This window comes from Pseudomonas sp. UBT (assembly GCF_050915955.1).
Classification (GTDB): domain Bacteria; phylum Pseudomonadota; class Gammaproteobacteria; order Pseudomonadales; family Pseudomonadaceae; genus Aquipseudomonas; species Aquipseudomonas antarctica_A.
In genome coordinates this window covers 4,720,533-4,744,241 of record NZ_CP168079.1, presented here as the reverse complement: position 1 = coordinate 4,744,241, position 23,709 = coordinate 4,720,533, and the positions used below count along the sequence as shown (strand labels likewise).

Here is a 23,709-nt window from a genome sequence, read left to right as displayed (position 1 = left end):
CCCATGAGCATCCCACAGCATGCACACGACGGGCTGGACAGCTGGAACCACGAGCTGCGCGCCGCGTGCGGTCATTTCGACACTGAACTGGCGTTCAACCGCTCGCTGTTTATCGGCGAGATCAACAAATTGCCGCGTGGCCTGGCGATCCTGCGCACCAATGCCGGGCTGATCAAGCGCCCGGCGCACCACGCCGACCACGATAATGACCAGGATTGTTTCCTCGTCAGCCAGCGCAGTGGTTACTCGCAGATCGTGCAGAACGGCCAGACCCTGCAATTGGCGCCCGGCGAGATGCTGTTGATGGACTCTGTGGGCTCTATCGAAATCACCCCCTTCGGCCTCATTGAACATGCCTCGTTGTCGCTGTCGCGCCCTGATGTGTGCAAGCACCTGGGCGGCGATGCCCATGCCTTCGGCAAGATCTCTTCGACCAAAGCCTGTGGGCGCATGCTGCATGTGCTGATGGACCAGTTGTGCAAGGACGACACGGCGGACGGTGCGGGTGAAGTCGAGGCGCTGCAAACCGCGTTCGTCTCGCTGCTGGGTTCGGCCCTGGAGCAGGGCGATGAGTGCCGTGAAGGCTTGGCGGCGTTGCAGGGGAATAACCTGCGCAGTTATGTGCAGAAGGTGATTGATGAGTCGCTCAGCCAGCCCGGCCTGAGCCCGATCGGGTTGGCCAATCGGCTGAATATTTCGGTGCGACACCTGTACCGGTTGTTTGAGGAGCAAGACGACAGCGTCTGTCGCTATATCCAGCGGGCGCGGCTCAAACGCAGCGCGGATGATTTGACCAACCCGTTCCTCAGGAGTGAGTCGATCACCTCGATTGCCTACAAGTGGGGCTTTACTGACTCGGCGCATTTCAGCCGGTCGTTCAAGAAGCAATTCGAGGTGTCGCCCAAGGATTTCCGGTCTAGCCGGTTGCAGGCAGCGGGAGCATAACCCGGGTCTTCAACGCTAATGTGGGGCGGGGCTTGCGACCACATTGGAAGCGAGCCGGGTTTCAGACTTCCGGCAAGGTCGACCCGCCGTCCACCACCAGGGTTTGGCCGGTGATATAGCCGGCCAGATCGGAGGCCAGAAACAGCATGGCGCCGGCGATATCCGCCGCCGAGCCCAGGCGCCCGAGCGGCACGCGGCTGGCGATGCTGGCATTCAGCGCGGCGTCGCCCAGGTTGCCCATCGCCGGCGTGACGATCATGCCCGGCTCCACACCATTCACCCGCACCTTCAGCGACGCCAATTCCAGCGCCGCGTTGCGAATAAAGCCGTTGACCCCGGCCTTGGACGCCGCGTAATGACTGAGCCCTGGATAGCCGACCCGATTGCCGGTGACCGAAGACGTCACCAGCACGCAACCACGACCCTGCGCGCGAAACGCCGGCAAGGCCGCCTGGGTCAGCCAGAACAATGCTGACAGGTTGACCGCCAAGGTCCGTTGCAGGATGGCCGGGGTGATGTCGGCAAACGCCGTCAGCGGAAAATACCCGGCGTTGTGCACCAGGACATCCAGCCGCGCCAACCCTTGAACACAGGCGAACACCGCCTCTGACTCCGCCAGGTCGACGCCCACGGCTTCGACGCGGTAACCCTGCACGCAGAGTGCGGCGGCAACCTCCTGGGCTTGCGCGAGCAGGCGGTCGGCAATCACGACCTGCGCGCCGCGACGGGCAAACGCTTCGACGATACCGAGCCCAATGCCTTGCGCGCCGCCGGTGACCAACACCACACGTCCGCTGAAATCCAGGTCATTCACCATGGCTGGGCTCCAGTCGCGTGAAGGCCAATGTGGGCACATCGACAATGCTCGAACCGCCGTCGGCGACCAACGTCGCCCCGGTGATGATCGATGCATCACTGGACGCCAGGAAGCGACAGGCTTTGGCGATTTCCTCGGCGCGTGCGGCCCGGCGCAGCGGCACATCGGCGCACACCCGTTCATAAGCCTGTTGCAGCGTATCGCCATAGGCATTCATCAGCGGCTGCATTTCCGCATCAGCCATGGGGGTGTGCACCCAGCCCGGGCATACCGTGTTCACCCGCACGCCGTGGGGCCCATAATCCCGCGCGAGAGAGCGGTTAAGCCCGAGGAGCGCATGCTTGGCCGTGGTGTAGCCGCACACGTCGGGCCCTGCCGCCAACGAGGCGATGGAGCCGATCAGCACAATATTGCCCGCGCTTTCCTGCAACATCGGCAGGCAGGCGCGGGCGCTGTAGAACGCGCTGTCGAGGTTGCTGCGCAGTGCACTTTCCCAAGTGGCCGGGCTGGTCTGGGTCGCGCTGCCCACGCCATGGCCACCCGCGCAAGCCAGCAGCACATCCAGGCGCCCGTAGTGTTCGCGGATCTGCCGGATAAACCCGTCCCAGGTGTCCGGGCAGGCGGCGTCGCCCACCAGGATCAGCCCGCCGGTTTGTCGGGCCACCTGTTCCAGCGGCTCACGGCGCCTGCCGATCAGCACCAACCGCGCGTCGTCCTCGGCATACAACCGCGCACACGCAGCGCCGATACCGGTGCCGGCACCCGTGATGACGACCGTGCGCGGCTCAGTCACGAGGGTACTCCGTGCGGTTAAGCACCTGGCAATAGGAGCTGATGGGGAAGTTCGACAGCGCATCGAATGACGCCCCGGCGTAGCCAAAAATTTTGCCGTCGCTGCGGTGCTGTTGCAGGTCGATCAGCACCAGGCCGAGGGTGGGTACGATTTTTTCTTGCCACACAAACAGGTACAGCTGTTCGGCGATCTTGTAGTAGTGGCAGCGGTCGGTGTCGCACAAGCCTTGCTCCACGCCCTTCAAACATTGCCAGGCATAGAAGCGTGGGTTGAGGTAGATGTGCTCATAGATTTCGCTGGGGCTGTAGCGATATTGATTGCGCAGGCCCAGCAGTTCGTCGGTTGGCGCATGCAGGCAGTGGCCGTCTTGCCACGGGCGGTCGAGGCTGCCGTGCAGGAAGTCGACCTGCACCGAGCTCAGCGGTTTACCGGCCAGGGCTCGGTGGTAAAGGCCTTCGTGGGTTTCCGATTGTTCGGGCAGGCGGCCGATCACCGCCGTAAACGACTCGCCCGGTGTATCCAGCACCAGGCTGATCGACCAGCTTTGCCCGGCCTCATGCTTGATGAAGTCCACCAGGTACAACCCCGGGCGAATCGAGGTGGCGCGGTAGGGCGCGCTGCCGCTGGAGTGCCCGTCGGCGGCCTGCCAGGCCAGGCGGTCCTGCTCGAAACGGTGCTCGATCTGCCAGCCATTGGCGAAGTGCAGGGTAAACGTCTTGCCGGCCAGTTCGGCGAGGTTGGGCAGGATAAACGCTTGCGGGGCAAACCCGTCGGCCAGGGCGCCCACGGTGATCCAGTCTGGGGAACTCGTCATGGCAACGCTCCCTTAGGCAACGGCGAAGTAGTGTTTGACGAAACTCTCGCTGACCACTTCCCACAGCACGGGTGTGCCCTTGGTCACGAACCAGCTGTCGCCGGCCTTGTAGCGCGCGGATTGGCCGGTGGATTCGTCGGTCAGGACCACTTCGCCGGTCACCACTGTGGCCTGCTCAGCGAACGGGTAGACCATGCGGAACTTGCCCTGTGTGGTGCCGAAGTAAGCACTGCTGACCGGATCGGTAGGCGCGCCGAAGGTCATCTTGCCGAAGGCACGCACCTCGCCTTCGAGGATCTCTGAGCCGAGATCGGCCACGGTACCCCAGGCGTCGAGTTCCGACAGCTGCACGTTGTGCTTGAGGGTGGTAAGGGTCATGGCAGTTGCTCCTGATAAGGAAATGAAAATTAGCGGCGCCCGTTCCAGTAGCCGGAAAGTTGGTGCCAGGATTTGCCTGCCGTCAGCAGCAAGGGGCGGATCGCGTCCTTGCCGATGATGGTCGGGCGATGAATCGAGCTGACCAGGTCATACCGCGCCGAGCCTTCGCTCATGCCTTCGGCCAGGACCTTGCAGATGATGTGGCTGGGGGTGACGCCAAAACCTGAATAGCCCTGCACGAAAAACGCGTTGCTGCGCCCTGGCAAAGTGCCGATCTGCGGAAACAGATTAGGGCTGCACGCCATCGGCCCGCCCCACGCCAGGTCGATTTTCACGTCCTTGAGGTAGGGGAAAATCTTCAGCATCAGGTTGCGGTTCCAGGCCTTCAGGTCGCCGGGAATATGCTCCACCAGTGGCGTCGCGGCACCGAACAGCAAGCGGTTTTCATTGGTTACGCGGTAGTAGTCGATCACCGGGCGAATGTCGCTGTAGGCCCCGCGAATCGGGCTGATGCGTTGGATCAGCTCCTCGGACAACGGCTCGGTCATCATCTGGAACGCGTAGGTGTTGATGGTCGAACGGTGCAGCTCCGGTTCCAGCTTGTTGAGGAAACTGTCGCAGGCCCACAGCAACTTGCTGGCGCGGACCGAGCCGCGGCCGGTGCGCACGGTGATGCGCTCGCCATAACTGACGTCCAGGGCCGGGCTGTTCTCGAAAATCCGTACGCCATGGCTGGCCAGGGCGGTGGCTTCGCCCAACAGCAGGTTGAGCGAGTGCACATGCCCGCCGCCCATGTGCAGCAGGGCGCTGGTATAGGCTGTGGAACCGATGATCTGCTGCACGTCGGCGCCGCCGAGAAAGCGGATCTCATGCTGGCTGTTGATCGACTTGAAGTCCTTTTCCCAGGCGCGCAGGGTTTTTTCCTGGCGGGCGTTGAAGCCCATGTAGCCATAGCCGTGGCAGAAATCCGCGTCGATGTTGTACTTGGCGATGCGGTTCTTGATGATGTCGGCGCCCAGGTCGCTGATCTCGAACACCTGGCGCAGGCCGTCTTCGCCCACATCCTTCTTGATCTTCTCCAGGTCATGGCCGATGCCCGCCATGATTTGCCCGCCGTTGCGCCCGGTGCCGCCAAAGCCCAGGTAGCGCGCTTCGAGCACCACAACATTGGTGATGCCTTTTTCCGCCAGTTCCAGGGCAGTGTTGATACCGGAGAAACCGCCGCCAATCACCACGACATCGGCGTCGATGTCCTGCTCCAGCGTGGGGAAGCTGAGGTTGTATTTCTTGGTGGCGGTGTAATACGTGGGGGTTTCGATGTTGATCATGGCGCAGCCTGAAAAGGTGAAGGAAGGCGCTAAAGCGGATGCCTCCATTAGGGGCCCTGGCGGGACGGATGTCTTGACCCTGCGTGCCCAGGCTTTTGATTCAGCGCGCCATGGGCAGGTGCGGCAAACAAGTTATAGCGCGCTCACTGGCCGGGAATGCTAGAGTTTCGTTAAATTATTAACTAAATAACCCGTGACCCTGATCCCTATGCTTAAACCTCGACAATCCCTGACATTGGCCCTGCTGCAAGCCCGCGAAGCTGCCATGAGTTTTTTCCGGCCCTCCCTGAATGAACACGGCCTGACCGAACAGCAATGGCGGATCATCCGCATCCTTGAGCAACACGGTGAGCTGGAGATTTACCAACTGGCGGAACTGGCCTGCATCCTCAAACCGAGCATGACCGGCGTGCTGGTGCGCATGGAGACCGCCGGCATGGTGCACCGGCGCAAGGCCGAGCAGGACCAGCGCCGTGTGCTGGTGACCCTGGCCGACAAGGGCAAGGCGAGTTTCGAGTCCATGAGCCATTGCATGGAAGCCAACTACCAGCGCTTGCAGGATCAATTCGGTACGGAGAAGTTCGAGGCCCTGTTGGGCCTGCTGGATGACTTGAAGAACATCAAGCGCTGAAACAATTGCTCAAACGCCACACATCAAAGTGTGGGAGCTGGCTTGCCTGCGATAGCGGTGTACCTGTGACAACTAACCCCATTGGCCCACCGCCATCGCAGGCAAGCCAGCTCCCACATGAGATCTCAGTAGACACCACCGGTGTGTGAGGCTTCGGGAGCGCCCTTGAATCTCCCCGCCAAACTCTGCAAGCCACGCATCAACACCGTGGTATCCACACCCACCGCCACAAACGTCGCACCCAGTTCGATGTAGCGCCGCGCCAGCGTTTCATCCGCACTGAGAATTCCCGCCGCCTTGCCCGCGTGTACGATGCGCGTGATTGCCTGTTCAATTGCCGCCTGCACCGCAACGTGCCCCGGGTTACCGCGATGCCCCATGGACGCACTTAAATCCGCCGGGCCGATAAACACACCGTCCACGCCTTCGACTGCGGCGATGGCGTCCAGATTGGCCAGGCCTTCAGCGCTTTCAATCTGCACCAGGAGGCACATCTGCTCATCGGCCTGGTCGAGGTAACCGGGGATGCTGTTCCAGCGCGAAGCGCGGGCCAAAGCACTGCCGACGCCACGAATGCCCTGGGGCGGGTAGCGCATGGCACGCACCAGTTCGCGGGCCTGCGCGGCGCTTTCAACCATTGGCACCAGTAATGTCTGAGCGCCGATATCCAGCAGTTGCTTGATCAGCGCGCTGTCGCCGATCACCGGGCGAATCAGCGCCTGGCTGGGATAGGGCGCGATGGCCTGCAATTGGCCAAGCATGCCTGGCAGAGCGTTGGGCGCGTGTTCGCCATCGATCAGCAACCAATCGAAACCGGCGTTGGCGGCCAGTTCGGCACAGTAGGCATCCGCCAGGCCGAGCCACAGGCCGATCTGTACGTCGCCCTTGTTCAGGCGTTGTTTGAAGCGGTTGACAGGCATGTCCATGACAATCTCCAGTGGTCAGACGAAACGGCAGGCGATCGACCCGAGCGTGTCGTAGTCGACATGGAAGGTATCGCCGGGGCGTGCCGCCACCGGGCGTGTAAACGAGCCACCGAGGATGATTTGCCCGGGCAGCAGCGTGACGTCATACGCCGCCAGCTTGTTGGCCAGCCACGCCACGCCCTTGGCCGGGTGGTTAAGCACCGCAGCCGACACCCCGGACTCCTCGATCACGCCATTGCGGTACAGCACCGCCGGCACTTTGCGCAGGTCGATGTCGGTGGGCCGCACGGCGCGGCCGCCCATCACCACTCCCGCATTCGCGGCGTTGTCGGAGATCGTGTCGAAGACCTTGCGGGTCGCGTGGGTCTGTGGGTCGACCTGTTGGATGCGCGCGTCGATGATCTCCAGCGCCGGGATCACCCACTCAGTGGCGTCGAGGACGTCGAACACCGTGCAGTTCGGGCCCTTGAGCGGTTTGCCGAGGATGAAGGCCAGTTCCACTTCCACCCGAGGCACAATGAAACGCTCGAAGGGAATATCACTGCCTTCGTCGAAAAACATGTCATCGAGCAGCGCGCCATAGTCGGGTTCGGTGATGTTCGATGACACTTGCATGGCCCGTGAAGTCAGGCCGATTTTGTGACCCTTCAAGGTACGGCCGTCCTTGATCTTCTGCGCGACCCAGGCGCGTTGGATGGCGTAGGCGTCTTCAATCGTGATGCCAGGGTAGTCGAGGGAGAACTGGCGCACCTGTTCGCGGCTGCGTTCGGCGCGGTCCAGACGGGTAGCGGCCTCATGGATGTGCTGTGAGTCGAGCATGGCAACGGTCTCTAGTGTGGGTTGACGATGGCGGCGTGGGTGCGCAGCACCAGCAGGCCGCCGAGGGCGATAAACAGGGCGAGTACGTAAAGCGCGAGGCTGGCGCTCTGGGTGGCGTCGCGCATCCAGCCGATCAGGTACGGCGCGAGGAACGCGGCGACGCTGCCGAACGAGCTGATCATGGCGATGCCGGCGGCCTGGGTGGTGTTGGAGAGAAACGCTGGCGGCAGTTGCCAGAACATCGGCAGGGCGGCACTGGCGCCCATGCCGGCGACCACTAGCCCGCTCATCACCAGCAGCGGATTGCCTGGCGCCAGGCCGGTCACGGCGATACCGACGGCGGCCATCAGCAATGGCACACACAGGTGCCAGCGACGTTCGCGGTGTCGGTCGGACGAGCGTCCGCAGCCGATCATGAAGAAGCACCCGGCCAGATACGGCACGGCGCTGAGCAGGCCAACCTGGCTGTCGCGGCCGATGCCAGCGCCGTGGATCAGGGTCGGCATCCAGAACGCCAGGGTGTTTACCGCCAGCATCACCGCAAAGTACACCGCCACCAACAGCCACACCTGCGGGTCACGCAGGATGCCGCTGAACGAGGTGATGGTCTTGCGCTGTTCTTCGCTGCTCAGTTGGGCGCGCAGTTGCTGTTTTTGCTCGGCCGTCAGCCAGTTCACCGAGTCGAAACCGTCCGGCAAGCACTTGAGCACCACCAGCCCCAGCAGCACCACCGGCGCGCCTTCGATCAGAAACATCCACTGCCAGCCGCGCAGGCTGCCCACGTCGTGGAAGTTCTCCAGAATCGCCCCGGAGAGTGGTCCGCCCAACACGCCGGCCATCGGCACTGCAATGGCGAACAGCGCGGTGACCTGGGCACGCCGGCGTGCCGGGTACCAGCGGTTGAGAAACACCAGGATGCCCGGGAAAAACCCGGCCTCGGCCACCCCCAGCAAAAAGCGCAGCACATAGAAACCACGGGCACTCTCGACCCACAACATGCCGGTGGACAACAGGCCCCACACCACCATCAGGCTGGCGATCCAGCGCCGTGGCCCGACCCGGTCAAGTGCCATATTGCTGGGTACGCCGAACAGCGCGTAGGCGATAAAAAACAGCCCGGCGCCAAAGCCGTAGACCGTGTCGCTGAAGTGCAGGTCACTGCTCATCTGCATCTTCGCGAAGCCGATGTTGATGCGGTCCAGATGGGCGAACAGGTAACAGACCAACAACAGCGGCATCAGGCGCCAGGTGACTAAACGATGGGTGCGGTCGTGCTCGGCCAGCACGAGGCTGGCAGTGGAATTGGCTGTGCTCATGGTGTTGTACTTTTTGTCTGAGTGGCCGTGAGGGGAGGGCGGGACTCAGCCCGCCGGGTTGTTCAGAAATGCATGCACGTTGTTCTGCTTGAAGTTGAGCTGCGGGTGCAGTTCGACCATCTCGAATGACAGCGCCAGCAAGCGTTGCGCCTGCAGCTCGGCAAAGTGCGCGCTGATCGTCGCGAACACGGCCTCGGCCACCGCCTGTCGCGTGGGCAGGTCGCGGCCATGACCCACCTTGAGGGTCATATGCACAAAGGCGTAGTCGTGCTTGCCATCGGCCATGCGCCAGGTGTCCAGGCGCACGCCACGGCTGCGGATGCCGCCAAGGGGAAACACGCCACTGTCCCCCAGCACGCGGTGGATCTTTTCAAACAGGCCGGGCAGGTCGGCCTGTGGTTCGATGTTGTCGGTGTACTCGGCGATAAAGTGCGGCATGGTTGCCTCCCAGGGTTACAGGGGAAAGATCGCGTTGACCTGGCCGGTGCCCGAACTGCCGAACGGCGCCGTGATGATCTCGGCCGGTTTGGCATAGTCCGGCCCGCCGAGCAGGCCCAGCAGCATGGCGGTGTCGTGCATCTTGCCTTCGCCAAAACAGTGTTCGGCGTAGTCCGGCAGCATCGCGCAGAACTCCTTGAAGCGGCCTTGCTGCCACATTTGCACCACGTGCAGGTCCATCTGCTTATCGAATTCACGGGTCCAGTTATGGATGTTCGCCTCGGCTTCACGGTCATCCGAAAAACGGTGGGAGAGTGAGCCGGAGGCCAGCACCAGCACCTTGCGGTCACTCTTTTCGATAGCCCGGCGCACGGCGGCACCAAACGCAAAGCTGTCTTCCAGGCGATGCCAGGCGCACCACGCGGCGATGGAAATGACCTTGAGTTTTTCATCCTCCGGCACGCCCATGTGCATGTAGCGCATGGGCACCAACGTGCCGTATTCCAGCTCCAGGCTCGGGATGTTATGGGCCATGGTGCGCACACCGGCCAGGTTGGCCTCGGCGGCGATCAACGCGCCCAGCTCGGGGCAACCGGGGTAGGCGTATTCCATGTTCTTGATGAAGTGCGGCAGCTCGTTACTGGTGTAGGTGCCCTGGAAATGCTCACCGCAGTTGACGTGATAGCCGCTGTTGACCAGCCAGTGCACGTCAAACACCACGGCTGTGTCCGCCCCCAATTCTCGGGCGCGGCGGCCGATTTCCGTGTGGCCGGCAATCGCCGCTTCGCGACAGCCATGATGTTTGCCGGGCAGTTCCGACAGGTACATCGACGGTACGTGGCAGATCTTCGCCGCCAGGACCACTTCGCCCATGATCATTCTCCTGAGTATTTATTCTTGTTGGAGTGCAATGTGAGGGTTACACGCCCCAACGCGGGATGTGATGGCTGCCCATGGAAATGCACACGTTCTTGATCTCGGCAAACACTTCAAAACTGTACTGGCCGCCTTCGCGCCCGGTGCCGGAACCTTTTACGCCGCCGAAGGGCTGGCGCAGGTCACGCACATTCTGGCTGTTGATAAATACCATGCCGGCTTCAATCCCGCGCGCCAGGCGATGGGCCTTGCCGATGTCCTGCGTCCAGATATACGACGCCAGGCCGTACTCGGTATCGTTGGCCAATTGCAGCGCCTCGGCTTCGTCCTTGAACGGAATCAGGCACACCACCGGGCCGAAGATTTCTTCCTGGGCGATGCGCATCTTGTTGTTCACATCGGCAAACACCGTGGGCTGGATAAACTGACCTTTGCTCAGGTGCGCCGGTAAATTGGCCGGGCGTTCCAGGCCGCCGGCGAGCAGAGTGGCACCTTCTTCGAGGCCGATTTTGATATAGCCGGTGACCTTGTCGTAGTGCGCCTGGGTGATCATCGAACCGACCTGGGTCTTGGGGTCTTGAGGGTCGCCCACAATCAGCCGCTTGGCCCGCGCGGCAAACTCAGCGACAAACTGCGGGTAGACACTTTCCTGGATAAAGACCCGGCTGCCGGCGGTGCAGCGTTCACCATTCAGCGAAAAGATGGTGAACAGCGCGGCGTCGAGCGCGCGCTCAAGGTCGGCATCTTCAAAGATCAGCACCGGCGACTTGCCGCCGAGCTCCATCGAGTACTTTTTCAGGCCGGCGGTCTGCATGATTTTCTTGCCGGTGGCGGTGCCGCCGGTGAACGAAATGGCGCGTACATCCGGGTGGCGTACCAGCGCGTCACCGGCGGTGGCGCCGTAGCCTTGAATCACATTGAGCACGCCGTTTGGAATTCCGGCTTCCACCGCCAGGCGTCCCAGTTCGTTGGCGGTCAGTGGCGACAGTTCCGACATCTTCAACACCGCCGTATTGCCCAGCGCCAGGCACGGCGCGGTTTTCCAGGTGGCGGTCATGAACGGCACATTCCACGGCGACACCAACCCGCACACGCCCACCGGCTGGTAGAGGGTGTAGTTGAGCATCTGATCGTCCACCGGGTAGCTATGGCCGTCCATGCGTGTGCACACTTCTGCGAAAAAATCGAAGTTGTGTGAGGCCCGCGGGATCAGCACATTTTTGGTCTGGTGGATCGGCAGGCCGGTGTCGAGGGTTTCCAGTTCGGCCAGGCGCGGTACGTTCTGCTCGATCAACTCACCGAGCTTGCGCATCAAGCGTGCGCGCTCCCTGGCCGGGGTGTTGGCCCATTTGGGAAACGCTTCTTTAGCGGCCGCGACAGCCTGCGCGACTTCTTCAGGCCCACCGCTGGCGACTTCGCCGATGGCCTCGCCGGTGGCCGGGTTGTAGTTCATGAAGGTGTCTTTGCTTTCGACCTCACGGCCGTTGATCCAGTGTTTGATCATGGTGCTCAAGCCTCTTTCCGGGTGGAAAAGAATTCCGCCTCGCTGACAATTCGGTTGACCAGGCGGCCCACGCCTTCGACTTCCACCACCACTTCGTCACCCGGCACCACATCGGCCAGGCCTTCGGGCGTGCCGGTGGCGATCATGTCGCCGGGTTGCAGGGTCATGAAGCTGGACAGGTATTCGATGAGGTAGGGAATGTCGAAAATCATGTCGCGGGTGCTGCCTTCCTGGCGCAGCTCACCGTTGATCCAGGTGCGCAGGGTCAGGTTGCTCGGGTCGGGCACATCCGCCACATCGACGATCCACGGGCCGACCGGGGTGGTGGCGTCGCGGTTTTTAACGCGCAGGTTGGGGCGGTAGTAGTTTTCCAGGTAGTCGCGGATCGCGTAGTCGTTGCACACCGTGTAACCGGCCAGGTAATCCAGGGCGTCGGCGCGCTTGACGTTGCGCGCAGTCTTGCCGATTACCGCCACCAGCTCGCACTCGTAGTGCATGTAGGCGACGTTGTCCGGGCGCCAGGTAACCTGCCGGTGGCCGGTGTAGGTGCCGACGGACTTGATGAATGCCAGGGGCTCGGTGGGCGGTTTGAATGCCAACTCGGCGGCGTGGTCGGCGTAGTTCAGGCCCAGGGCGAACATCGTGCCGGTGGCGGGCGGCAGCCACTCCACGTGTTCTTCGGCGAGCAACCGGCCATCGCTCAGGCGCACGCTGTAATCCGCCTCCACGTGCACGGCATGGATCGCGCCTTCAAAACGAATACGGGCGTGTTTCATCGCGCTGCCTCCGCCTGCACGGTGTTGGCCAAGCGACCGACACCGCTGATTTCAACTTCAACCCTGTCTCCAGGCTGCACATCCACGCGACCTTCCGGGGTGCCGGTAATCAGCACGTCGCCAGGGTGCAGGGTCATGAACTCGCTGATTTCGGCGATCAATTGCGCAATATCCCGTACCCAATTGGCGGTGGAGTTTTGCTGGCGCAGTTCGCCGTTGACGAAGAGTCTGAGGCTCAGTTGATTGGGGTTGGTCACCTGATCCCGCGCGACCCAATCCGGCCCGAAGGCACAAAAACCATCGCGGCATTTGGCTTTCACGGCGGGGCGGTAGTAACTGTCTTCCGGCAGGTTGAATTCATTCACCACCACATAACCGGCCACATGCGCCATGGCGTTTTCCAGGCTGACGCGGCTGGCACGCTGGCCGATCACCACACCCAGGGCCGGCCCTGGTTGCAGGCGTTCACCCTGAGGAAACACCACCACACCGTCGTGCTCATTGCGCGTATTCGGGGTCTTGATAAACAGCACCGGTTTGCTCGGCGGCTGCTGATAGGGCGCCTGCTGGAAGGCGGCGAGATGCTGGTCCAGCAAGCCCTGGTAGTTCAGCGCAACGCCGAACAGGGTGCCGCTGGCAACATCATGCAGGGTACGGCTCATGCGTTTCTCCTGGCGGTGGCGACTGCTGCATAGGCAGTTCGTTAATGTATTAACGTTATAATTAATATGTTAACTACCGTCAAGCATGGCAAAATCCAGCAGCATCCGAACAACAAGAAGAGTGCACTGTGAAGCCGATTCCCAACATCAACATCGGGCAGGTCTACGACCAGCGTTACAGCGATGCCGAGGTGCATTACGACAAGCTCGCCAACCTGGCAGGATTTTTCGGGCGCAATATGCCCGTGCATCGGCATGACCGATTTTTCCAGGTGCATTACGTGAAGAGCGGCGCGGTGCGGGTGTATCTGGATGATCGCCAGTACGTTGAATCAGGGCCGATGTTTTTTCTCACACCGCCCACGGTGCCCCATGCGTTTGTGACTGAACCGGATGCGGACGGGCATGTGCTGACGGTGCGTCAGCAATGGGTGTGGGCCTTGATTGACGCCGACCCGAGCCTTGCCTCCGGGGCCGCGTGTGTGGCGCTGAAGGCAGATGCCCAAGGATTGGATCAACTGTTCGAAGCGTTAAGCAGCGAGATCAACGCCCAGTGGGCAGGGCGCGCCGCTGCACTGGAAAGCCTGACGCGCCTGATCATGATTCGCCTGCTGCGCCTGTGTGCCAACTCGCTGCCGGCGCGCCCGACGCGGCATGAAGACCTGCGTATCTTCCATCGTTTCAACGAACTGATCGAAGCGCATTACCTGGAGCATTGGCCGCTGGCACGTTACGCCGGGGAGGTCGGTGTCACCGTCGCGCGGCTCAATGAAGTCTGCCGGCGCATGGCCGACCTGCCGTCCAAGCGCCTGATCCTGGAACGGGTCATGCAGGAAGCCAAGCGCCTGCTGCTGTTTACCGGCAGCTCGGCGAATGAAATCTGCTACCAGCTGGGGTTCAAAGACCCAGCGTATTTCAGCCGGTTTTTCCTTCGTTACGCACAGGTGACGCCGGGGGAGTACCGGCTGCGGCAGTCGGGGTTGAGTTGACGTTCCACGCGCCACCCAGCGCCGTATACAGGTTCACCTCCGCGACCAATTGGGCCAACCGATCGACGATCAGCGCCTGCTGTGAACTGAACAGCGAGCGCTGCGCATCAAGGAACGTCAGGTTGCTGTCGACACCGCTGCGGTAGCGGTGTTGGGCCAGGTCGTAATAGGCCTGGTTGGCCGCGACGAAATCCCGTTGCGCCTGCAGTTGGTCGTTGAACGTCTGACGGGCGGCGAGGCCGTCGGCGACTTCCTGGAACGCGGTCTGGATGGATTTTTCGTACTGGGCCACCGTAATGTCTTTCTGCAATTTGGCGTAGTCGAGGCTGGCACGCAGGCTGCCGGCGTTGAAGATCGGCAGGTTGATTTGCGGTTGGAAGGTCCAGGTGCCCGTGCCTCCCTTGAACAACCCTGACAGTTCGGTGCTGGTGCTGCCGGCGTTGGCCGTGAGGGTGACCGAAGGAAAAAACGCTGCGCGGGCCGCGCCGATATTCGCGTTGGCCGCTTGCAACTGGTACTCGGCCTGGAGGATATCCGGGCGCCGTTGCAGCAGGTCGGAGGGCAAGCCTGCGGGCACGCGCGCCACCAGATCATCGGCCAGTGGCCGCGACGGCAGGTGCTCATCCACCGGGCCGCCGACCAGCAGGGCAAGGTTGTTGAGGTCCTGGGCGACCTGGCGCTCATAACGGGCCACGCTGGCGCGGGTACTTTCGACGGCCGTGCGGGCTTGTACCACCTCCAGCGCCGAAGCCTTGCCCGCACTTTTGCTGCGGCTGGTCAGTTGCCAGCTGTGGTCGTTGGCCGTCAGGGTTTGCTGCGCCAGGGCCAGCAGTTCCTGGTCGGCGCGCCAGGTCAGGTAGGCATTGGCGACGTTGGCGACCAGGCTCAGTTGTGTGCTGCGCCGGGCTTCCTCGGTGCCCAGGTAAGTGAGCATCGCCTGCTCGCTGAGGCTGCGCACGCGGCCGAACAAATCCAGCTCATAGGCGCTGAGCCCTAACGTGGCCGAATAGTTGGACGTGATCGCCGACTTGCCGGTGCCGGTTACATCGGCCGGCAACTTCTGGCGTTTGCCGGCGCCTGTTGCGGACACCGCCGGGAACAGGTCCGCACGCTGGATGCGGTACTGGGCCTGGAACGCTTCCACATTCAGCGCGGCCACCCTGAGGTCACGGTTGTTGACCAGCGCGTTGCCAATCAGCTGTTGCAAGGCCGGGTCGTGAAACAGTTGCTGCCAGTCCGGCTTTACTGCCACGGTGTCGGCCTGCGCCAGGCTGTAGACGCCGCCTTGGGGGTACTGCGCAGGTGTCGGCGCCGCAGGCCGTTGGTACTCGGGGATCAGCGAACAACCGCCGAGCATCCAGGCCACGCCTACGCTGGTGAGTGTCCATTTGTTCATCAGGCGCCAACCATCCATTTGGCCAATCCATGCCGCCCACTCACGCCCAATTTGGCTGCGGCGCGCTTGAGGTAGGTTTCGATCGAGCTGTTTTTCACGCTGAGTTTTTCCGCCATCTGCGGCACGGTGCCGCCGGTCAACAGGCCGAGGCAAACTTCCTGCTCGCGCGCCGACAGGGTGATATCGCTGAGGGACAAACGCTTGTAGAACTCGCGCTGCAACTGCGATTGTTCCAGCAGGTTCTGGGCCGGCTCGGACTCGGCGTGCGGCGTCAGACGCAGAAGGTGCGCATGCCGCTCCAGCAAGGGCAATAAGGTCTCCGACAAGCATTTGAGAAACGACAACTGCGCCAGGGAAAAGCCCTGCTGGGTGGGCGAGCGGTAGAACGAAATCACGCAGCGCCGATTGCCCTGACGCGATACCAGATTGCACTGGTGCGAGCTGCCACGCGGATGCGCGCTGTTGGCTTTGGCCTTCATCTGGATCAGCAGTGGGTCTTGCATGCGCAGCATTTCCCGCAACAGCGGATGGTCATTCAGCGCATGCACGGTCTGCGGGGCAGACCAGTCCTTTTGCAGCCCGGCGCTGCCGAGCAGCTTGATGTCGAGCACGTTGTCGCGCAGTTCGTCCAGGGTCCATTCACTCAGGTCGACCAAGTGAATTGGTACCCATTTATCCACCAGATGCAGCATGTTGGCGGCGAAGTTTTCCTGGCCGCTGTTAGAAATCAACTCGCCCATTTCTGCATAGAAATGCGGGCTGTGCGTGTCGCCAATACTGCGGGTCAGACTCATAGCCATCTCATCCTTGATGTCGAAAACCGTCAACGGACGCCCTGGGTCTGTGTGGGGCTATCCGTACTCCTTGAACGTAACTCGGCGTTCGAGATTTTATTTAGCCATAGCGATTTGTCCTACGTATGTAGCGGAAACGAGGGACACAACCTGCCATAAAGTCCACGTCATTAATTCGACGTTTCTGACGGCGGATGCCACCCACGAAAAGCCACAAACGAATTTTAGGATTATTTAACCATATGATATTTAACGAAAAATAATTTCAGCTAAACACGCTGGAGAAAACCACAGCGGCCAGATATAGCCAATCTCCTACAACGCTTTAATCGATCCAGCAATGAACCATCAGCCAGACCCGGTTCTGTCCCCTCGGATGTCCGGGTTTAGGGTGACAGACAGGCCCCGACCCCCATGCTCAAATCCGGCAATTTCGGCGTAATGGGCCCCTGCGCGGCCAGTGCCTGACCCCCATGAGAAGGATCTTATGAAGCATTCCACCAGCCTGCCGCCCAGCTTCCCCCTCACTGCCGCCCAACAGGACATCTGGCTCGACCAACTGCGCGTGGGCAACTCGCCGCTGTACAACATTGGTGGGTATGTCGACTTCGCCGGCCCGATCGTGCCGGACCTGATCCAGCGTGCCGTCGAGCTGCTGGTAGCCAAGCACGATGCCTTGCGTACCCAACTGCACAGCGACGCCAACGGCTTGCCCCGGCAAACCTTCGCCGCCACGTTGAAGGTGGAGGTGCCACACCACGATTTCTGCGCATTGCCCGATCCGCAGACGGCCGCCCAGGCCTTGATGCAAGCGCAAATGGCGCGGCCCTATGCCATGGCCGGTGAACCGCTGTTTCGCTTTTTCCTGGTCAAGCTCGACGACGACCATTACCGCCTCGGCACCCAGGCCCATCACCTGATCCTCGACGGCTGGGGCTTCGGCCAGATGCTGCAATCCCTGGCTCGTCTCTATACCGACCTGAAGCAGGGTCGGCCACCGGAGCCGCATGCGCCGTCCTATATCGACTTTATCGACACCGACCAGCGCTACCTCCAGTCCGCCCGTTATGCCCGCGACCGTGCCTACTGGCTGGATAAATACAAGGCATTACCCGAGCCATTGTTGGCACCTCGGCACAGCGCCCAGGCGCCAAGTAACACCCTGGTAGAGCCGTTCCCGGTGGCACTGCTCAACCGGATGGAACAAGTGGCCAACCGTTACCAGGCCTCGGCATTCCATGTGCTGCTGGCCGCGATGTACGTGTATTTCACCCGCACCAGCCAGCGCGATGAGTGGGTGGTGGGGTTGCCGATTCTTAACCGTTCCAACGCGCGGTTTCGCTCCACAGTAGGGTTGTTTGCCCAAGTCAGTGCGGTGCGGTTTCAGTTCGATCAGCAACTACCTTTCAGCGCACTCGTGCGTGGCGTGCGTGACCAGCTCAAGCAGGACTTTCGCCACCAGCGTTTCCCTTTGAGCGAGATGAACCGTGAACTGGGCCTGCGACGATCCGATCGCGGCCAGCTGTTTGATCTGTCGGTGTCCTTCGAGCAAGACGACCATGACCTGCGTTATGGTCAGGTCCAGGCTCGCGCGATCAAGGTGTCCAACCACCATGAGCCGCTGCCGATTGCCATCCACCTGCGCAGCAACCGTTACCAGGACACCGCGTGCCTGCATTGCGTGTACAACGAGGCGTACTTCAAGCACGACGAGGTACAGGCGTTGGCGCAGCGCTTCACCAGTCTGCTGGAGCAGGGGTTGCAGAACACCGCGTTGACGGTCGCCGAGTTTTCCCTGGTGACACCCTCCGAACAGGCCCAGCTGCAGCAGTGGAATGCCACTGCACAGCCCAATGCCACACCGCAAACCCTGCACCGGCGCATTGAAGCGCAAGTTGCGCGCGCTCCGGAGGCTATCGCGGCGGTGTACCAGGGGCTGCAACTGACCTATGCCCAACTTGATCAGCAGGCCAATGCGCTGGCTCATCAACTGCTGGAACACGGCGTACAGCCGGATGATCGCGTGGCGATCGTGGCCCGACGCGGGCTGGACACCCTGGTCGGGCTGTTGGCGATTCTCAAGTCCGGCGCCTGTTATGTGCCGGTGGACCCGGCCCATCCCGCCGAGCGCCTGAACTACCTGCTGCACGACAGTTCACCCGTGGCGGTGCTGACCCAGCATGACGTGCTGCCGCGCCTGCCCATGCTGGACGTGCCGGTGATCCGGCTGGATCAGCAAACCTGCGCCCTCAGTGACAGCCCGCGTGTGGTGGTCACACCATCAAACCTTGCCTATGTGATCTACACCTCAGGTTCTACGGGGTTGCCCAAAGGTGTGATGGTCGAGCACCACACAGTGTCGAACCTGGTGGACTGGCACTGCCGGGCGTTCAACCTGCACGCGGGCAGCCACACCGCCAGCGTGGCCGGGTTCGGCTTTGATGCGATGGCCTGGGAGGTCTGGCCGGCGCTGTGCGTGGGGGCGACGCTGCACCTGGCGCCGGCGCACGACGGCGCCGAAGACATTGACGCGCTGCTCGACTGGTGGCGCGCGCAGCCGTTGGACGTGTGCTTTCTGCCGACACCGGTGGCCGAGTACGCCTTCAGCCAGCGGCTGGAACATCCGACCCTGCGCACCTTGCTGATCGGCGGCGACCGCTTGCGCACCTTCACGCGGGCGCAGACCTTCGATGTGATCAATAACTACGGCCCCACCGAAGCCACCGTGGTCGCCACGTCCGGGCGTGTCGAGGTCGGCCGGCCGCTGCATATCGGCGGGCCAGTCGCCAATGCCACGGTCTATTTACTGGATCAACAGCAACGGCCGGTGCCCATCGGTGTGGCGGGGGAGTTGTACGTCGGCGGCAAGGGCGTGGCGCGCGGTTATCTGAACCGTCCCGAGCTGAGCGCCGAGCGCTTTCTGCACGACCCTTTCAGTCAAGGCCGGATGTACCGCACCGGCGATCTCGCGCGCTGGATGCCCGATGGCAATCTTGAATACCTGGGCCGCAATGATGACCAGGTGAAAATCCGTGGTGTGCGTATCGAGTTGGGGGAAATCGAGTCTGCGCTGGCCAGCCATCCTGCCGTCAAGGAAGCGGTGGTGCAGTATCGCGAAGGTCAACTGCTGGCCTGGTTTATTGCGCAGCACAGCGTCGCCATCGAAGGGCTACGGGCCCATCTGCAAGCCTCGCTACCGGACTACATGCTGCCGGCGGCCTATGTGAAGCTGGATGTGCTGCCCCTGACCGCCAACGGCAAACTCGACCGCAAGGCGCTGCCTGCACCCACGCAGGCGGCGTTTGTCACGCGCTTGTTCGAGGCGCCGCGCGAGGGTGTGGAAACCCGACTGGCGCAGATCTGGGCCGAGCTGCTGCAAGTGCGGCAGATCGGGCGGCATGACCATTTCTTTGAGCTGGGCGGGCACTCGCTGTTGGCGGTGCAGTTGGTACAACGCATGCGTCAGGCAGGGTTGCATGCCGATGTGCAGGTGCTGTTCGGCCAGCCGACGCTCGCCGCGCTGGCAGCGGTCACGGGTGGCAGCGACGTGCACGTGCCTGCCAATCGGATTCCGTCAGGTTGTACCCATATCACGGCAGACATGCTCGCACTGGCTGAACTCGACCCGGACAGCCTTGAGCGCATTGTCGCCGGTATCCCCGGTGGCGCGGCGAATGTGCAGGAAATCTACCCGCTGGCGCCATTGCAGGAAGGTTTGCTTTACCATCACATTACCGACGAGCGCGACCCCTACCAGCAACATGCGATGTTCAGCTTTGCGCGTCGCGAGCAGTTGGACGCGTTTGCCCAGGCCTTGCAGCAAGTGATCAACCGCCACGATATCCTGCGCACCAGCCTGGTGTGGGACGCTCTTGAGCAGCCGATGCAAGTGGTGTGGCGCGAAGCTCGCTTGCCGCTCGGACCGCTCAGCGAACAGCATGCGCCGCTGGACTTGCGCCAGGCCCCGCTGATGGCGCTGGATTATGCCGAAGACCCGCACAACCAGCGCTGGATCGCCAAGTTGCGCTTCCACCACCTGGTCAATGACGCCACTTCAATGACGGTACTGGCGGACGAAATTCGCGCGCATATGCTGGGTCAACAGGCGCAGCTTCCCGCGTCGGTGCCGTATCGCAATGTCGTGGCGCAGAGCCGCTGCACTGAGCGACAGGCCGCTCACGAGGCGTTCTTTCGAGAGCAATTGGCGACTGTCGACGAGCCGACCCTGGCCTTCGGTATGCAGGAGCACCAGGTCGATCGTGCTGAGATCGAAGCCTTTGAATGCCCGATAAACGACGCCTTCAGCCAACGCCTGCGCGGCCAGGCGCGTGCTCTTGGGGTCAGCGCCGCCAGCCTGTTTCACCTGGCTTGGGCCCAGGTACTCAGGCAGGTGTCGGGGCGCGACGACGTGGTGTTCGGCACCGTGCTGCTGGGCCGTTTGCAAGCGGGCGAGGGCGCCGACCGTGCCCTGGGCATGTTCATCAACACCTTACCGTTGCGCCTGCGCCTGGCCGGGCAAACCGCGCTCGACGCGCTGAGTGACACTCACGCGCAGCTGAGTGCCTTGCTGGCGCATGAACAGGCGTCCCTTGCGCTCGCCCAGCGTTGCAGCAGCGCGTCGCCGCTGTTCAACAGCTTGCTCAACTACCGACACGCCAGTGCCGACAAGGATTTCAAGCTGGTGCCAGGCGTCGCTTTGCTCGGCAGTGAAGATATCCTCAGCTATCCGCTGATGGTCACGGTGATTGATGTCGCTAACGGCTTTGATCTCAAGGTCATGGCGCCCCGCGAGGTCGGCGCCGAACGACTCTGGGGCTATCTCGATACCGTGCTCAACGGGCTCGTGGACGCGCTTGAACACACGCCGAAAGCGCCCTTGCGCGAGGTGCAGGTGTTACCCGCCAGTGAGTTGCGCAGGTTATTGGTGGACTTCAATACGACCGAAACCGACTACCCCGAAAACCTCACCGTACACGCATTGTTCGAAGCCCACGCGCGCCACATTCCGCATGCCATCGCTGTGCAAGCCGGTAGCCGGCAATTGACCTACCGCGAGCTCAACGAGCGCGCTAATCAGTTGGCCTTCCACCTGCGCGAGCGCGGGGTGCAGCCCGATTCACGGGTGGCGCTGTGTGTCGAGCGCGGCCTGGATCTGGTGGTGGGGTTGCTGGCGATCCTCAAGGCGGGCGGGGCCTATGTGCCACTGGACCCGGGCTACCCGCGCGAGCGCCTCCTTTACATGCTCGAAGACAGTCGCCCCGTGGTGCTGCTGGTGCAGGCCGCTACCCGCGATCTGCCGGGCGAAGTGTCGATCCCGGTTCTCGACTTCGACCGTTGTGCCTGGAGCCAGGCGCCAACCGGTAACCCATTGGTGCAAGGCTTGACCGTCGCCAGCCTGGCCTATGTGATGTACACCTCCGGCTCCACAGGCACACCCAAGGGCGTGATGGTTGAGCATCGCGGCCTGGGCAACCTGATGCATTGGGCTTCCCTGCTGTGCCCGAACGCCGAGGGCGGTGCGTTGCTGCAAAGGGCGCCGTTCAGCTTCGACGGTTCGGTGTGGGAGCTGTTCTGGCCGTTGACCAATGGCATGCGCCTGGTACTGGCTCGGCCCGATGGTCATCGCGACCCGGCCTACCTGGCACAGGTGATTCGCGAGCAGCACATTACCGTGATTCAGTTTGTGCCGGCGATGTTGCAGCAGTTCCTCGAACTGGAGGAGTCGGCCCTCTGCACCAGCCTCACTGACGTTTTGTGCGGCGGCGGTGAACTCTCCGAAGCGTTGGCCCGTGGCGTGCAGGCGCGCTTGCCCAAGGTGCGATTGCACAACGTCTACGGCCCCACCGAAGCAACCGTGGACAGCTGCGCCTGGACCCTGGAGCCGGATGCGCCGGTGCCCACCCGGCAATTGCCGATCGGGCGGGCGATCAACAATACCCGCCTGTACGTACTGGATGAATACGATGCACCGGTACCAATGGGCGTCAGCGGCCAGTTGCATATCGGCGGTGTCGGCGTTGCCCGCGGCTACCTGGGGCTGGCTCAGATGACTGCCGAGCGTTTTATCGACAGCCCCTTCGTGGTCGGCGACCGTCTGTATCGCACCGGCGACCTGGTGCGTTACTTGCCGGATGGCAACCTGGAATTCCTGGGGCGCAATGACTTTCAAGTGAAATTGCGCGGCGTGCGCCTGGAGCTGGGCGAAATCGAGTCACGCCTCGCGGCGCACCCGGCGTTGCGAGAGGTGGCGGTGTTGATTCGCGATGAGCGTTTGGTGGCGTATTTCACCTTGCGCGGCCAGGCGCCGAGCCTGGAAACCTTACGCGCCCATGTGCTGGAGCAATTACCCGAATACATGGTGCCGGCGGCCTTTGTCCAGCTTGACGCATTACCCCTCAACCCCGCCGGCAAACTCGACCGCAAGGCGCTGCCGGAGCCCGGATTGGAGTCGGTGGTGAGTCGTGCTTATGAAGCACCGGTAGGCGAAGTGGAAACGTTGATGGCGGATATCTGGGCCGACGTCTTGAAGCTGGAGCGGGTAGGGCGCCACGACCACTTCTTCGAACTGGGCGGGCATTCCTTGCTGGCGGTAAACCTGGTGGCGCGCCTGCGCAAGGCAGGGCTGGCGGTGGATGCGCGAACCTTATTCAGTCAGCCGACACTGGCGCAGTTGGCCGCGTGCACGGTGGCGCAGGTGTCACGCGTAGAGGCCCCTCAAACCGCGATCCCCCAACTCAACCGCCGCCGCCGAATCTGAAGATTGAGTTGAAATACAATTAATCGTGAGAGGGGGCTTGCTTCCGATTGCGGTGGTTCAGTTTGTACATGGGGCGCACTTCAATTCGCCAAATGCGGTGCGCTTGCTGTTCGGCAGGTGCAACTGCACACGATGGCTGCTGATCGATTGCAAGCTCTGCAGAGGGAGGGGCGCCAGCGTCGTCGGCAACATCACTTCCGGCGGCACGCTCACCGACAACTGGACCCGCGGGGTATGGCGAGCACAACGCAGTTGCCGGAATCCACAGATCATCGAGCCTGGCGCATTCACCCGCCTGGGCTAACTGAATCCATTGCTCTGGCCGCGCTCCCCAATCGGGTGTGCATAGGGGCATCAACCAGCGGAATTCAAGGGGCATCTACAAGCGCCATGCCTGCCGCTGCAACAACCGTTTGAGCGTCTGGGCCCGGCTGATAGACAGTCGCTGGTGCTGCCCCTGGTGTTTGCCTGGCAGCCCAGATCCTGTGGGGGACGTAGCCAAGTACCCTGTAGTAACCCACGACAAGACCTTGCCGGTGTCGCTTCCGGAGCGGTTTACTCGGTTCGGGGTTATTCGTAACGGGACGGAGTGTCGGTCGGGCGGTAAAGGACAGGTGGCGGTGCACATCAACAAGATGAATTGATTGCTTAGTGACGAAGTGGATTCCAATTAGGGGTGCATCTTTGTTCGGAAGGTCAGGTTGAGTTGAACCATTTGTCGGATTATTTCCTGATTTTTGTGAATGTGAT

Annotated in this window: 19 protein-coding genes; 4 read left to right on the top strand and 15 right to left on the bottom strand. The window is 62.1% G+C overall.

Annotated features, from left to right (window positions below; all coding sequences use genetic code 11):
* The first annotated feature begins 3 nt into the window (after positions 1 to 3).
* The gene (gene feaR / locus ACDZ94_RS21835) at positions 4 to 945 is read left to right on the top strand and encodes a transcriptional regulator FeaR (RefSeq protein ID WP_432750819.1); all 942 of its coding nucleotides are present in this window, start codon (positions 4 to 6) and stop codon (positions 943 to 945) included.
* 61 nt (positions 946 to 1,006) lie between these two features.
* Here feaR and ACDZ94_RS21830 read toward each other — a convergent pair whose 3' ends face one another.
* Genes ACDZ94_RS21830 through ACDZ94_RS21810 form a run of 5 tightly spaced genes read right to left on the bottom strand, consistent with a single transcriptional unit; the run spans position 1,007 to position 5,075 of the window.
* Positions 1,007 to 1,762, bottom strand: a complete 756-nt coding sequence (locus ACDZ94_RS21830) for an SDR family oxidoreductase (RefSeq protein ID WP_262665446.1) — start codon at positions 1,760 to 1,762, stop codon at positions 1,007 to 1,009.
* A complete protein-coding gene (locus tag ACDZ94_RS21825) occupies positions 1,752 to 2,555 on the bottom strand; it encodes an SDR family NAD(P)-dependent oxidoreductase (protein WP_432750818.1) in 804 nt (267 codons plus the stop codon). Before ACDZ94_RS21825 ends, ACDZ94_RS21830 begins: the two co-directional genes overlap by 11 nt.
* The gene (locus tag ACDZ94_RS21820) at positions 2,548 to 3,369 is read right to left on the bottom strand and encodes a molybdenum cofactor biosynthesis F family protein (protein ID WP_064453097.1); all 822 of its coding nucleotides are present in this window, start codon (positions 3,367 to 3,369) and stop codon (positions 2,548 to 2,550) included. The genes ACDZ94_RS21825 and ACDZ94_RS21820 overlap by 8 nt, the downstream gene beginning before the upstream one ends.
* A 12-nt stretch (positions 3,370 to 3,381) precedes the next feature.
* Positions 3,382 to 3,747: a cupin domain-containing protein gene (locus ACDZ94_RS21815; RefSeq protein ID WP_064453096.1), complete on the bottom strand. Its 366-nt coding sequence runs from the start codon at positions 3,745 to 3,747 to the stop codon at positions 3,382 to 3,384.
* Between the two features lie 29 nt (positions 3,748 to 3,776).
* Positions 3,777 to 5,075, bottom strand: a complete 1,299-nt coding sequence (locus tag ACDZ94_RS21810) for an NAD(P)/FAD-dependent oxidoreductase (protein ID WP_432750817.1) — start codon at positions 5,073 to 5,075, stop codon at positions 3,777 to 3,779.
* Positions 5,076 to 5,283: 208 nt separating this feature from the next.
* Between ACDZ94_RS21810 and hpaR the strand changes: the two genes are divergently transcribed.
* Positions 5,284 to 5,706 carry a homoprotocatechuate degradation operon regulator HpaR gene (gene hpaR / locus ACDZ94_RS21805; protein WP_064453094.1) on the top strand — a complete coding sequence of 141 codons (423 nt, stop codon included), beginning with the start codon at positions 5,284 to 5,286 and terminating at the stop codon, positions 5,704 to 5,706.
* A 125-nt stretch (positions 5,707 to 5,831) separates the two neighbouring features.
* Here the strand turns inward: hpaR and hpaI are convergent, their stop codons facing one another.
* Genes hpaI through ACDZ94_RS21765 form a run of 8 tightly spaced genes read right to left on the bottom strand, consistent with a single transcriptional unit; the run spans position 5,832 to position 13,023 of the window.
* Entirely contained in the window at positions 5,832 to 6,632 is an 801-nt protein-coding gene (gene hpaI / locus ACDZ94_RS21800; protein ID WP_432750816.1) for a 4-hydroxy-2-oxoheptanedioate aldolase, read from the bottom strand.
* Between the two features lie 15 nt (positions 6,633 to 6,647).
* Positions 6,648 to 7,451, bottom strand: a complete 804-nt coding sequence (gene hpaH / locus ACDZ94_RS21795; protein ID WP_064453092.1) for a 2-oxo-hept-4-ene-1,7-dioate hydratase — start codon at positions 7,449 to 7,451, stop codon at positions 6,648 to 6,650.
* An 11-nt stretch (positions 7,452 to 7,462) separates the two neighbouring features.
* Complete coding sequence (locus tag ACDZ94_RS21790; protein WP_432750815.1) at positions 7,463 to 8,767, bottom strand: MFS transporter; 1,305 nt, start codon at positions 8,765 to 8,767, stop codon at positions 7,463 to 7,465.
* Between the two features lie 45 nt (positions 8,768 to 8,812).
* Positions 8,813 to 9,205, bottom strand: coding sequence for a 5-carboxymethyl-2-hydroxymuconate Delta-isomerase (locus ACDZ94_RS21785; RefSeq protein ID WP_064453090.1), 393 nt, complete (start codon positions 9,203 to 9,205; stop codon positions 8,813 to 8,815).
* Positions 9,206 to 9,220: 15 nt separating this feature from the next.
* Positions 9,221 to 10,078, bottom strand: a complete 858-nt coding sequence (gene hpaD, locus ACDZ94_RS21780; RefSeq protein WP_064453089.1) for a 3,4-dihydroxyphenylacetate 2,3-dioxygenase — start codon at positions 10,076 to 10,078, stop codon at positions 9,221 to 9,223.
* A gap of 46 nt (positions 10,079 to 10,124) precedes the next feature.
* Complete coding sequence (hpaE, locus tag ACDZ94_RS21775) at positions 10,125 to 11,585, bottom strand: 5-carboxymethyl-2-hydroxymuconate semialdehyde dehydrogenase (protein WP_432750814.1); 1,461 nt, start codon at positions 11,583 to 11,585, stop codon at positions 10,125 to 10,127.
* Positions 11,586 to 11,590: 5 nt separating this feature from the next.
* The gene (locus ACDZ94_RS21770; RefSeq protein WP_432750813.1) at positions 11,591 to 12,361 is read right to left on the bottom strand and encodes a fumarylacetoacetate hydrolase family protein; all 771 of its coding nucleotides are present in this window, start codon (positions 12,359 to 12,361) and stop codon (positions 11,591 to 11,593) included.
* Positions 12,358 to 13,023, bottom strand: a complete 666-nt coding sequence (locus tag ACDZ94_RS21765) for a fumarylacetoacetate hydrolase family protein (RefSeq protein ID WP_432750812.1) — start codon at positions 13,021 to 13,023, stop codon at positions 12,358 to 12,360. The genes ACDZ94_RS21770 and ACDZ94_RS21765 overlap by 4 nt, the downstream gene beginning before the upstream one ends.
* Before the next feature lie 128 nt (positions 13,024 to 13,151).
* Between ACDZ94_RS21765 and hpaA the strand changes: the two genes are divergently transcribed.
* Positions 13,152 to 14,012, top strand: coding sequence for a 4-hydroxyphenylacetate catabolism regulatory protein HpaA (gene hpaA / locus ACDZ94_RS21760; protein ID WP_064453086.1), 861 nt, complete (start codon positions 13,152 to 13,154; stop codon positions 14,010 to 14,012).
* Here the strand turns inward: hpaA and ACDZ94_RS21755 are convergent.
* A complete protein-coding gene (locus ACDZ94_RS21755) occupies positions 13,939 to 15,408 on the bottom strand; it encodes an efflux transporter outer membrane subunit (RefSeq protein ID WP_432751530.1) in 1,470 nt (489 codons plus the stop codon). The genes hpaA and ACDZ94_RS21755 overlap by 74 nt on opposite strands.
* Complete coding sequence (locus tag ACDZ94_RS21750; RefSeq protein ID WP_432750811.1) at positions 15,408 to 16,202, bottom strand: helix-turn-helix transcriptional regulator; 795 nt, start codon at positions 16,200 to 16,202, stop codon at positions 15,408 to 15,410. Before ACDZ94_RS21750 ends, ACDZ94_RS21755 begins: the two co-directional genes overlap by 1 nt.
* Positions 16,203 to 16,689: 487 nt before the next feature.
* On the opposite strand from ACDZ94_RS21750, the gene ACDZ94_RS21745 reads away from it, so the two are divergent.
* Positions 16,690 to 22,959 carry an amino acid adenylation domain-containing protein gene (locus ACDZ94_RS21745; protein ID WP_432750810.1) on the top strand — a complete coding sequence of 2,090 codons (6,270 nt, stop codon included), beginning with the start codon at positions 16,690 to 16,692 and terminating at the stop codon, positions 22,957 to 22,959.
* The last annotated feature ends 750 nt before the right edge of the window (positions 22,960 to 23,709 follow it).